General features: G+C 65.7%; 9 protein-coding genes. 6 read left to right on the forward strand and 3 right to left on the reverse strand.

From position 1 onward, the window contains the following. Positions 1-42: 42 nt before the first annotated feature. Complete coding sequence (locus SOM61_RS04565) at positions 43-399, reverse strand: FKBP-type peptidyl-prolyl cis-trans isomerase (protein WP_123068487.1); 357 nt, start codon at positions 397-399, stop codon at positions 43-45. A 120-nt stretch (positions 400-519) separates the two neighbouring features. Here SOM61_RS04565 and SOM61_RS04570 point away from each other — a divergent pair, with 120 nt between their 5' ends. The 4 genes from SOM61_RS04570 (at position 520) to SOM61_RS04585 (ending at position 8456) form a co-directional block, all read left to right on the forward strand. Continuing rightward, entirely contained in the window at positions 520-1335 is an 816-nt protein-coding gene (locus tag SOM61_RS04570; protein ID WP_320472995.1) for an EI24 domain-containing protein, read from the forward strand. A gap of 400 nt (positions 1336-1735) precedes the next feature. Further along, entirely contained in the window at positions 1736-5032 is a 3297-nt protein-coding gene (locus tag SOM61_RS04575) for a transglycosylase domain-containing protein (protein ID WP_320472996.1), read from the forward strand. Further along, entirely contained in the window at positions 5020-6450 is a 1431-nt protein-coding gene (locus tag SOM61_RS04580) for a TAXI family TRAP transporter solute-binding subunit (protein ID WP_414674929.1), read from the forward strand. The genes SOM61_RS04575 and SOM61_RS04580 overlap by 13 nt, the downstream gene beginning before the upstream one ends. 59 nt (positions 6451-6509) lie before the next feature. After that, complete coding sequence (locus tag SOM61_RS04585; protein ID WP_320472997.1) at positions 6510-8456, forward strand: CocE/NonD family hydrolase; 1947 nt, start codon at positions 6510-6512, stop codon at positions 8454-8456. 4 nt (positions 8457-8460) lie between these two features. Here the strand turns inward: SOM61_RS04585 and SOM61_RS04590 are convergent, their stop codons facing one another. Both SOM61_RS04590 and SOM61_RS04595 read right to left on the reverse strand, forming a co-directional pair. Further along, positions 8461-9204: a hypothetical protein gene (locus tag SOM61_RS04590; RefSeq protein ID WP_320472998.1), complete on the reverse strand. Its 744-nt coding sequence runs from the start codon at positions 9202-9204 to the stop codon at positions 8461-8463. Then, positions 9201-9656 carry a rhodanese-like domain-containing protein gene (locus SOM61_RS04595; RefSeq protein ID WP_320472999.1) on the reverse strand — a complete coding sequence of 152 codons (456 nt, stop codon included), beginning with the start codon at positions 9654-9656 and terminating at the stop codon, positions 9201-9203. The genes SOM61_RS04590 and SOM61_RS04595 overlap by 4 nt, the downstream gene beginning before the upstream one ends. Positions 9657-9973: 317 nt before the next feature. Between SOM61_RS04595 and glnA the strand changes: the two genes are divergently transcribed. Both glnA and SOM61_RS04605 read left to right on the forward strand, forming a co-directional pair. Next, positions 9974-11389: a type I glutamate--ammonia ligase gene (gene glnA / locus SOM61_RS04600; protein ID WP_320473000.1), complete on the forward strand. Its 1416-nt coding sequence runs from the start codon at positions 9974-9976 to the stop codon at positions 11387-11389. A 161-nt stretch (positions 11390-11550) separates the two neighbouring features. Next, positions 11551-12066, forward strand: a complete 516-nt coding sequence (locus tag SOM61_RS04605; protein ID WP_320473001.1) for a DUF4124 domain-containing protein — start codon at positions 11551-11553, stop codon at positions 12064-12066. Positions 12067-12071 lie beyond the last annotated feature (5 nt).

Raw genomic sequence — 12071 nt, forward strand, 5'->3', positions numbered from 1 at the left:
CCGAGCCATGCGCCATCGCAGGACGGCGCATGGCAATCCTGATTAGACGGCCAGCAGGTCGACGTCGAAGATCAGGGTGGCGTTCGGCGGGATCACGCCGCCGGCGCCGCGCGCGCCGTAGCCCAGGCTGGCCGGGATGGTCAGGCGGCGCGAACCGCCGACCTTCATGCCCTGCACGCCTTCGTCCCAGCCGCGGATCACGTGGCCGGCGCCGAGCGCGAACTCGAACGGGTCGTTGCGGTCCTTGCTCGAATCGAACTTGGCGCCCAGGCTGCCGTCGTCGTTGCGCAGCCAGCCGGTGTAGTGCACGGTGACGTGCTGGCCGGCTTTCGCCTCGGCGCCTTCGCCGGTGACGAGCTCTTCGTATTGCAGGCCGGATTCGGTGGTGATGGTGGACATGGTCTTCCTTGTTGTTCAGATTGAATGACGATTGTAGTCGATGGGTCCATCCGGTGTCATCCCGTAGAATGACGGCATTGAACTGCCATCAGGAGAAAACATGCCGCGAAAGAAAGCCCGATGAACGGTGTACTGACCGCCTGCCGGCGCGCCCTGGGCGCGCAGTTCAGCGGCCGCATGCTGCTGCTGTCGCTGGCGCCGCTGCTGCTGGCGGTCACCCTGTGGAGCGTCGGCATGTGGCTGGGCCTGCAGCCGCTGCTCGACTGGCTGCACGGCATGTTCGCCGAGTACGGCGGCTTCGAGACCAGCGGCAGCATGCTCGAAATGGTGGGCCTGGGCATGCTCAAGGTGATGGTTGTGCCGCTGCTGGCGATCGTGCTGCTGCTGCCGCTCAAGATCGGCTCGGCCCTGCTGTTCGTGGGCGTGGTGGCGATGCCGGCCATCGAGTCGTATGTGGGCAAGCGCCAGTACCCCCAGCTCGCAAAGAAGGAGGGTGGTTCCTTCTTCGGCAGCGTGGCGATCAACCTGGGCAGCGTCCTCGTGTTCGCGCTGCTGTGGCTGTTCACCCTGCCGCTGTACGCGGTGCCGCCGCTGGCCTGGCTGGTGCAGGCCAGCCTGTGGGCCTGGGTGACGTCGCGCGTGATGAGCTACGACGCGCTGGCCGCCCACGCCACCCAGGCCGAGCGCCTGGCCCTGATGCGCCGCCGCCGGCCGGCCCTGCTCACCATCGGCTTCATCACGGGGCTGGCCGGCGCGCTGCCGGGCATCGTCTGGATGGGCGGCGCGGTGCTGTCGATCGTGCTGTTCCCGATCCTGGCCCTGGTGTCGCTGTGGCTGTACGTCATGATCTTCCTGTTCGCGGGGCTGTGGTTCCAGTATTACTGCTTGCAAGCACTGGAAGAGCTGCGCGCGGAAGAGGCGATGCAGCCCGCGTGATCTGTCTTTCGACATGGATCAAACATGGCTGTGCACCAAAGGCATTTCCAGCGCGTTAAATACTGGTAGCTAAAACTACATGGAGCTCTTGCCTGAATTACACGCGGTAATGTCACTCAGCCAAGACCTCGTTGTTTTTTTGCGAAAATATTCCACGCGCAGCAAATTTGTTAAACGGCGCCTCGCGTGAGACGTATTGATGTGGTGGAATATTGCCTACGGACGGTGCGATCTGGAGTGGGATTGCACCATCCGCGTGCGAACTAACACACACCACGATCACTCGAACGGACCAGCAGCACCACAGATGGCGAGCAGGTTGGCGGGGATTGCTAGCGTTTTGATTCAGACCGGTTAAGCCATCATGGAAAGTATTCGCCGTCAAGGACGGCCAAGTAATATGTCCGGCAAGCGTGCCGCCAACGAGCGCAGTGAGCCGACCTTCGAGCCGACGATCGGCGACGCGGCCGCGGCATCGGCCGTGCCTGCCAGCGCCAGTACCGCGGCGGCTGCCGTGGAGAGCGCTCCTGCGCTCGCGGCGGGCGGCAACGACGTTCCCCTGTACGAAGCCTTCCCGCATCTGGCGGGCAATGGCGGCATCCCCGGCGGCCCGTCGGGCGAGCCCGGCGGCGACGAGCCGGCCCCGCGCAAGCGGCGCTGGAAGTTGTGGCTGGTGCTCGGCCTGCTGCTGCTGGTCGCGCTGCTTGCGGCCTGGGCGGTGCTGGAGACGCGCACCTCTCGCCTGCAGGCCAAGATCTTCGCCGACATGGCCAGCGAGCTCACCTATCGCATGGAAAACGGTCCCAGCGATGCGATCCGTTTCCCGGCCGCCAGTCCATACGACACCCGGCTCGGCTATGCGGGCATGCCGGGTTACCTCGAGCGCCTGCGCACCCGCGACTACGCGATCGCGGCCCAGGCGCGCATCTCGCCGCAGATGGTCAAGATGGCCGACATGGGCCTGTACGCGACCTATCACGAAAAGACCAAGGTCGGCCTCGAGATCCTCGACTGCCGCTCGCAGCCGATCTTTACCTCGCGCTTCCCCGAGCGCTTCTACCACGAATTCAGCGCCGCGCCGCCGCTGCTGGTGCAGAGCCTGCTTTTCATCGAGAACCGCGAACTACTCGACGCCAGCCATCCGCGCCGCAACCCGGCGGTCGAATGGGACCGCTTCTCGAAGGCGGTGTTCGACAAGTCCCTGTCCAGCATCGGCCTGGGCGGTAGCGGGCGCGTGGCCGGCGGCAGCACGCTGGCGACCCAGATCGAGAAATACCGGCATTCGCCCGAAGGCCGCACCAGCTCGACCACCGACAAGATCATCCAGATGGCCTCGGCCACCCTGCGCGCCTACCAGGATGGCGAAGACACCACCGGTTCGCGCCGCCAGATCGTGCTCGACTACCTGAACACGGTGCCGTTGTCGGCCAAGTCCGGCTATGGCGAAGTGAACGGCATCGGCGACGGCCTGTGGGTCTGGTATGGCCGCGACTTCGGCAAGGTCAACCAGATGCTGAAGGGCCCGATGACGAGCCCGGACGCCGTGCTGGCGTACAAGGAAGCGCTGTCGCTGATGATCGCCCAGCGCCGCCCGGCCTATTACCTGGGCGCCGGCGAACCCGACCTGGAGATACTGACCGACAGCCACCTGCGCGTGCTGGCCCAGGCCGGCGTGATCTCGCCCCAGCTGCGCGACGCCGCCCTGAGCGTGAAACTGCAGCCGGCGCTGCACAGTGGCGTGGCGCCGCCGCCGGCCGATGCCTTCGTGTCGCGCAAGGCGGCCAATGCGGTGCGCAACCACCTCGGCTTCCTGATCGGCGACACGCGCCTGTACAACGTCGACCGCCTCGACCTGTCGGTGGTCTCGACCCTGGACGGCACTGCCCAGCAGGCGGTGACGGCGGCCCTGCGCCAGCTGTCCGACGCCGAGCACGCCAAAGCGGCCGGCCTGACCGGCAAGGGCCTGCTCGGCAACGGCGACCCGGCCCAGGTGGTGTACAGCTTCACCCTGATGGAGCGGGGCGAGCACGTCAACTACCTGCGGGTCCAGACCGATAACTACGACCAGCCGCTCGACATCAACGAGGGCGCCAAGCTCGACCTCGGTTCGACCGCCAAGCTGCGCACGCTGGTGACCTATCTCGACATCGTCGACCAGCTGCACAAGCGCTTCGAGCCGCTCGACAAGATCGGCCTGCACGGCGTCGAGATCGATCCGAAGGACCGCATGTCGCAATGGGGCCTGGAATACTTCCAGACCCTGCCGGAAGGCGCCGACCGCGGCCTGAAAGCCATGCTCGACGCCGCCATGGCGCGCCGCTACTCGGCCAATCCGGGCGAGCGCTTCATGACCGGCGGCGGCCTGCATACCTTCGGCAACTTCAGCCGCCTGGACAACGACAAGATCATGGACGTGCACCAGGCCCTGCGCCAGTCGACCAACCTGGTGTTCGTGCGCATGATGCGCGACGTGGTGCGCTACTACATGTTCCAGCTGCCGGGCTCCTCGGCCCAGCTGCTGGCCGACGCTAACGATCCGCGCCGCGCGTCCTACCTGGCGCGCTTCGCCGATAGCGAAGGCAAGGACTTCCTGGCCAAGTTCTGGAACAAGTACCGGGGCAAGACGCCGGCCGAGATCGAAACGCTGCTGTTCTCCGGCGTGCGTCCGCTGGCTTCGAAGCTGGCCGCGGCCCACCGCACGGTGGCCCCGAACGCTACGCTGGAGCAGTTCGGCGCCTTCATCGACGCGACGCTGCCGTCGGCCAACGAGGTCGATCCGGAACGCATCCCGAAGATGTACGAGATGTACGATCCGCGCAATATGTCGCTGGCCGACCGCGGCTACGTGGCCTCGGTGCACCCGCTCGAACTGTGGCTGGTGAGCTATCTGCGCACCCACCCCAAGGCCACCTGGTCCGAGGTGACGGCCGCCAGCGTCAAGGAGCGCCAGGAAGTCTACCAGTGGCTGTTCAAGACCAGCCGCAAGAACGCCCAGGACAAGCGCATCGCCGGCCTGCTCGAGGTCGAAGCCTTCCTCAAGATCCACGCCCAGTGGAAGAAGATGGGTTATCCGTTCGACTCGCTGGTGCCGTCGTTCGCGACCACCCTGGGCGCCTCGGCCGACCGTCCGGCCTCGCTGGCCGAGCTGATGGGCATCATCGTCAATGGCGGCGTGCGCAAGCCCATCGAGCGCATCGACTCGCTGCACTTCGCCAAGGACACGCCGTACGAGACCCTGGTCAAGCGTAACAAGGGCGGCGGCAAGGAACAGGTGCTGGCGCCGGAAGTCGCGCGCACCGTGGCCGACGCCATCCAGGGCGTGGTCTCGGACGGCACCGCCAAACGCGTCAAGACCGCCTTCGTGCAGGCCGACGGCAGCGTCATCGCGCTGGGCGGCAAGACCGGCACCGGCGACCAGCGCTTCGACGTGTATGCGCGCGGCGGCCGCCTGATCGAATCGCGCTACGTGAACCGCTCGGCGACCTTCGTGTTCAATATCGGCGAACGCTTCTACGGCAGCATGACGGCCTATGTGCACGGCCCGCAGTCGGAACACTATGACTTCACCAGCGCGCTGCCGGTGCAGCTGCTGGTGACGCTGGCGCCGAGCCTGATGCCGATGATCGAGCCGGTGCCGCCCGTGCCGGGTGCGACGCCGCAAGCGGTGGCGGCGTCCCAGCGCCAGTGCGTGCGTTGAAGCCGGCGGGCGAGGGCAGTGGCGCGCCGGGCAAGGGCCTGCGCGCGCGGCTGCAGAATTTTTCCATCGTCTCGCTGCGCGACCTGGTCGTGGCTTCCGGCCCGACCATCCTGATGGTGGCGGCGGCCGTGCTGCTGGCCTACTGGTGGGTCGACCCGGCGCCGCCGCGCAGCCTGCGCCTGGCCACCGGCCAGGAAAACTCCGCCTACGAGACCTTCGGCAAGCAGTACGCCAGCCTGCTCGCGCGCGACGACATCAAGGTGACGCTGCAGCCGACCCTCGGCTCGCGCGACAACCTGCAACGCCTGCTGGCGGGAGAGGCCGACGTCGCCTTCGTGCAGAGCGGCTCGACCGACGGCGACACCATGAACGCGCAAGACGGCGACGCTGCCGAGCGACAGGAACTGGTGTCATTGGGCAGCCTGTTCACCGAACCGGTCTGGCTGTTCCTGCGCGACGAAGCCAGGGTCACGAATCTGACCGACCTGCGCGGCAAGCGCATCAACCTGGGACCGGAAGGCACCGGCGTGCCGCGCCTGCTGCGCCAGGTGCTCGACGCCAACGGCATCGCGCCGCAAGACCTGCGCATCGGCGACCTGGCCGACACGCCGGCCACGGTGGAGCTGCTGGCCGGCCGCATCGACGGCCTGGTGTTTTCGTCGGCGCCGGAAGCGCCGCTGATCCAGATGCTGCTGCAGACGCCCGGCATCCGGCTGTTCGACTTCGCCCAGGCCGAGGCCTATACGCGGCGCCTGCCTTTCCTGACCCACGTGGTGCTGCCGCGCGGGATCGTCGACCTGGGCCGCAATATCCCGGCCCAGGATTACCACCTGATCGCGCCCACCGCGACCCTGGTGGCGCGCGAGGAAATCCATCCGGCCCTGGTGGGCCTGCTGGTGAAGGCCGCGACCAACATCCACGGCGGGGCCGGCTGGTTCCAGCAGCAGGGCCAGTTCCCGTCGCCGAAGTACACCGAGATCCCGGTGGCGCCGGAAGCCGCGCGCTATTACCGCGACGGTCCGCCCTTCATGCAGCGCTATATGAGCTTCTGGCTGGCCAACCTGGCCGAGCGCCTGTGGGTGGTGGTGGTGGCGCTCACCGCCCTCTTGATTCCGCTGTCGAAGATCGTGCCGCCGATCTACGTGTGGCGCGTGCGCTCGCGCGTCTACCGCTGGTATGGCGAGCTGCGCGCGATCGAACAGGCGCTGGAAGACGCCGGGCTCGAGCCGGTCGACACGGTGCGCAAGGAGCTGCTGCGGCGCCTGGACGGGCTCGAGGACAGGGTCAACCACATCTCGGTGCCGCTGGCCTATGCCGACGAACTGTATCGCCTGCGCAGCCATATCCACCTGGTGCGCGAGCGGATTCGCGGCGTGCAGGAAGACAGCGAAGCGGCGGCGGTGCCGTTGACGAAGTAATCATTCGCTCCGGATTGCGATTACACTGGCGCCCCCAGTGTTCTCACCCGAAGGAAGTCATGATTCGCCGTCCGCTGTCCGCTCTTGTTCTTGGTCTCCTGTTCGCCGCTTCCACCCCGGCCTTTGCCGCCGGCATGCAGGCCGCGCCCGATGGCGCCTCCGCCAAGCGTTCGACACGCGAAGCCTATACCAAGTACGAATACCGGATCCCGATGCGCGACGGCGCGCGCCTGTTCACCGCGGTCTACGTGCCGAAGGACAGCTCGCGCGCCTATCCCTTCCTGATGCAGCGCACGCCGTACAGCGCCGGCGTGCGCGCCGAAGGTGAGCTGCGCTACGGCGTGGACTGGATGCCCGAATCGCTCGGGCCCTCGCGCGAGTTCGAGGAAGCCGGTTATATCTTCGTGGTGCAGGATGTGCGCGGTCGTCATATGTCCGAGGGCGTGTGGCAGGAGATGACGCCGCACGCCAAGCCGGCGCTGGGCAAGGGGGAGGGCGTCGAAGCCCAGGACATGCACGATACCGTGGCCTGGCTGCTCAAGAACGTCCCGAACAATAACGGCAAGGTCGGCATCTGGGGCATCAGCTATCCCGGCTTCTACGCCGCCGCCAGCGTGATCGACTCGCATCCGGCAATCAGGGCCGCCTCGCCGCAGGCGCCGATCGCCGACCTGTACCTGGGCGACGACTCCTACCACGGCGGCGCGTTCAAGCTGGCCGCCAACTTCGACTTCTATTCGTCCTTCGTCGCCGCGCCCAATCCTTCGCCCAAGTCGGCATCGGGCGGCGGCTTCGACTACGACGAGGCCGATGGCTACGATTTCTTCCTCAAGCATCTGAGCCTGGGCGCAATCGCGGGCACGATGAGCGAGCGCCAGCGCGAGCTGTTCATGCCGAACATCGAGCACGATACCTATGACGACTTCTGGCGCTCGCGCGCCATCGGCCCGCACATGAAGAACGTCAAGGCGGCGATGCTGACTGTCGGCGGCTGGTTCGATGCCGAGGATTTCCAGGGCCCGTTCACTGTTCACGACGCGGTCAGGCGCCACAATCCGGCCGCGGTGAACAGGCTGGTGGTGGGTCCATGGGTGCATGGCGGCTGGATGCGCGGCGACGGCGCGCGCCTCGGTCACGTGCGCTTCGACGCCAACACCAGCGATTACTTCAGGCGTAACATCCAGTTCCCGTTCTTCGAGCAGCACCTGAAAGGCGTCAAGCCGGCCACGGAGCTGGCGCCGGTCACCATGTTCGAGACCGGCACCAATGTCTGGCGCAGCTACGACGCCTGGCCGCCGAAGCCTGCCCGGGCGCGCACCCTGTACTTCAACGCCAATGGCAGCCTGACCTGGCAGCAGCCGGCCGCGGGCGCGGGAGGCTACGACGAATACATCGCCGATCCGAAGCGCCCCGTGCCCTACATCGGCTACCCCGCGCACGGCGTGCCGCGCGAATACATGGTGTCCGACCAGCGCTTCGCCGCGACCCGGCCCGACGTGCTGGTGTACCAGAGCGAGGTGCTGGAAGAAGACGTGACGGTGGCCGGGCCCGTGCTGCCGAAGCTGTTCGTGTCGACCACCGGCACCGATGCGGATTGGGTGGTGAAGCTGATCGACGTCTATCCGGCCGATTATCCGACGCCGGCGCCGCCACGCGCGGGCAGCGACGTCGGCCCTCCGACCCTGAAACTGGGCGGCTTCCAGCAGCTGGTGCGCGGCAATCCGCTGCGCGGCAAGTTCCGCAACAGCTATGAGAAACCGGAGCCCTTCGTGCCCGGCAAGGTGGAAGCGATCAGTGTCGAACTGGGCGCGGTGAACCACACCTTCCGCCGCGGCCATCGCATCATGGTGCAGGTGCAGAGTTCGTGGTTCCCGCTGATCGACCTGAATCCGCAGACCTTCATGCGCATTCCCGATGCGAAGCCGGAAGACTTCAGGAAGGCGACCCAGCGCGTCTATCGCGCACCGGGCACGGCCTCGGGACTCCAGCTGATGGTGATGCCGTAAACGCCTACGCGTTGCGACGGCGCGGGACGCCGCGCTCGTACCATGCAGGCGCGCCGGGAACGAGGGCGGCGCGCACTTCGCGGCGCAGGGTGGTGGCGGGAATCGCGTCGGCTGCCAGCTGGCGCAGACGGTGCACGTCGGCGTGCCGGCCGCGCGCCGCCAGTACGTCCAGGATGGCGTTCACGTCCTGCACATAGTTGTGGATCTCGGCCGGGATGCTGGGCGCGGCGGTAAAGCGCTTGCGGCGCTCGCGGAAGGCGTCCATCAGGTAATCGGCATGCTGGCGGATGTTTTCTTCCGGGTTCGGCATCAGGCGTTCGGCAAGTTCGGCGTCGCCGGCGGCGATCACTTGCGGCAGCACGACCCGGATGCAGGAAGCGGCCAGCGCCGGCGCCACGGTTTCCAGTTGCAGGAACAGGTCGCGCGTGCGCACCGGCTGGTCGCGCGCATGGTCGATCGAGACCACGTCGAGCAGGTGGTCGCGGTTGCCCTGGCCGGCCAGCAGCAGGGCGGCATTGCGCTCGCGCACCGCCTCGAGCGCCGCGTCCGCCGGCGGATGGGCCTCGGCCAGCACGGCCCAATCGGCCAGCGCATAGGAGCGGCGTACGCCGTACAGGGACGGATCTTCTTCCAGTGCGTGCTCATGGAACCAGACCAGCTCTTGCAGTGCGGCGTCGTACTGGCCGTGGTCGGCCAGTTCGCGCGCCGCCACCAGGCGTTCGATGGGGTTACTTACCTCGTCGCTCATGCGCCCACCCACGGCAATCCCGCCTTGCACCAGCCGCCGAGCGTCTTGCGATGGCCTTCGCCATCCCTGTCGCCCTCGAAACCCTCGAGGATGTCGAAGGCATTCGCATAACCGAGTTCGGTCGCCACGCGGGCGCTGTGGCGCGAGCGTACGCCCGAACGGCACAGGAACAGCAGGATGTCATCCGGGTTTGCGACTTTTTCCAGCTGGGCGCCGAAGTCCGGATTCGGCACGCCGCCCGGATACGTCGCCCACTGCACCGCCGCATGCTGGGCGTCGGGGATGGCAACCCGGCCCACCCAGTCGCGTTCGGCATTGGTGCGCACGTCCACCAGTTTGACGTTCGGGCTGCTCCTGAGCAGCTCAAACGCCTCTTGCGGCGTCACCGCACCGGCATAGGGCTGGCCTGCGCCACGCTGGCGCGCCGCCTCGAGAATGTTTTCTGTCGTCATAATGTTCGGTCCGTTTTTGGGCATCCAAAGGCGATGCACCACCGTGGATCAGTGTATCCTGCTCTGAAATGGTGCATTGACACATGGTTGCACTTGATTGGTGCATTCGGCATGCGCTGTAAATCTTTCGACAAGCTTGCCGATCGACGCGATTTTATGGGTAAACTGGCCCGTCCCTCAAGAACGATTTGTGCATGCTCTCATGCAATTAACTGGGCACGTGGGGTGTCACCAAGTTGGCATGCTTCGTGCTTCAACATGATGCAAGTTGTCGGTTCTCATGACCCGACTTCCTTTTTTCAATTAGGAGATTCCGAATGGCAAAGTCCGCCGCAGATGTAATGCAACTGGTCAAGGACAACGAAGTCAAATTCGTTGATTTACGCTTCGCCGATACCCGCGGCAAGGAACAGCACGTCACGGTCCCGGTGTCGCACTTCGACCTGGACAAATTCGAATCCGGCCACGCCTTCGACGGTTCGTCGATCGCCGGCTGGAAAGGTATCGAAGCTTCGGACATGCTCCTGCTGCCAGACCCGAACACCGCCAATATCGACCCGTTCATGGAAGAGACCACGCTGTTCATGCAGTGCGACGTCATCGAACCGTCGGACGGCAAGGGCTACGACCGCGACCCGCGCTCGATCGCCAAGCGCGCCGAAGCCTACCTGAAATCGTCGGGCATCGGCGACACCGCCTACTTCGGCCCGGAGCCGGAATTCTTCATCTTCGACTCGGTCCGCTGGAGGCTGGACATGTCGGGCTGCTTCGTCAAGATCGACTCGGAAGAAGCATCGTGGTCGACCGACAAGGAATTCGAAGGCGGCAACAGCGGCCACCGTCCGACCGTCAAGGGCGGCTACTTCCCGGTTCCACCGGTCGATTCGTTCCAGGACATGCGCTCGGAAATGTCGCTGATCCTCGAATCGATGGGCATCCCGGTCGAAGTGCACCACCACGAAGTGGCCGGCGCCGGCCAGAATGAGCTGGGCACCAAGTTCTCGACCCTGGTCGAGCGCGCCGACTGGACCCAGAACCTGAAATACGTCATCTGGAACGTCGCCCACAGCTACGGCAAGACCGCGACCTTCATGCCGAAGCCGATCAACGGCGACAATGGCTCGGGCATGCACGTGCACCAGTCGATCTGGAAAGACGGCAAGAACCTGTTCGCAGGCGACGGCTATGCCGGCCTGTCGGAAACCGCGCTGTTCTACATCGGCGGCATCATCAAGCACGCCCGCGCGCTGAACGCGATCACCAACCCGGGCACCAACTCGTACAAGCGCCTGGTGCCTGGCTACGAAGCCCCGGTCAAGCTGGCCTACTCGGCCCGCAACCGTTCGGCCTCGATCCGCATCCCGCACGTGGCGAACCCGAAAGGCCGCCGCATCGAGACCCGCTTCCCGGATCCACTGGCCAACGTCTACCTGTGCTTCGCCGCGCTGCTGATGGCCGGCCTGGACGGCATCCAGAACAAGATCCACCCGGGCGAAGCCGCGACCAAGGACCTGTACCACCTGCCACCAGAAGAAGACAAGCTGATCCCGACCGTGTGCGCCTCGCTCGAAGAAGCGCTGGAAGCCCTGGACAAGGACCGCGAGTTCCTGACCCGCGGCGGCGTGTTCAGCGACAGCATGATCGATGCCTACATCGAGCTGAAGATGAACGAAGTGCAGCGTCTGCGCATGACCCCGCACCCAGCCGAATTCGACATGTACTATTCGTCGTAATCACTTGGCAAGCTGTTGTGCCTGCGCATCGCCAGCCTTGACGGCGATGCCATGAAACGCGGGGAAAGCGATGGCTTTCCCCGCGTTTTTTGTTGCTTCGGGTATAGTCGGGCGCGACTACAATGCATCTTTCCGCCGATGCAAGCTACCGAGTGATAGGAATGACAAACATCGTTTTTCACGGCGCCGTGGCCATGTTCGCCCTGCTGTTGTGCGCCTCGGCCCAGGCCCAGATCTACCGCTGCACGGACGCCAACGGGCGCCCGCTGTACACCGACGTCAAGGTCGGCAAGTGCCAGCTGATCGATACCGGCTACAGCTCGCCGCCGGCTGCATCGGCGCCGATTCCGGCCCCCCGTTCGTCGGGCGGATCGGCTTCGGCCAGCGCGCCGTCCGCGGCCGCCGCCAGCACCCCGTCCAGCTTCCCGCGCGTGGACAATGTGGTGCAGCGCGCGCGCGACGACGAGCGGCGCGAGATCCTGGGCGACGAATTGCGCATCGAGGAGCGCAAGCTGCTCGAGCTGAAGAAAGTGTTCAACAACGGCGAGCCCGAGCGCCAGGGCAATGAGCGTAATTACGCCAAGTACCAGGAGCGGGTGGTGACGATGCGCGACGAGATCAACCGTACTGAACGCAATATCGAGGCGCTGCGGCGCGAGATCGGTAATATCAGATGACCCTG

The organism is Massilia sp. CFBP9012 (genome assembly GCF_034045115.1).
Taxonomy (GTDB): Bacteria; Pseudomonadota; Gammaproteobacteria; order Burkholderiales; family Burkholderiaceae_D; genus Telluria.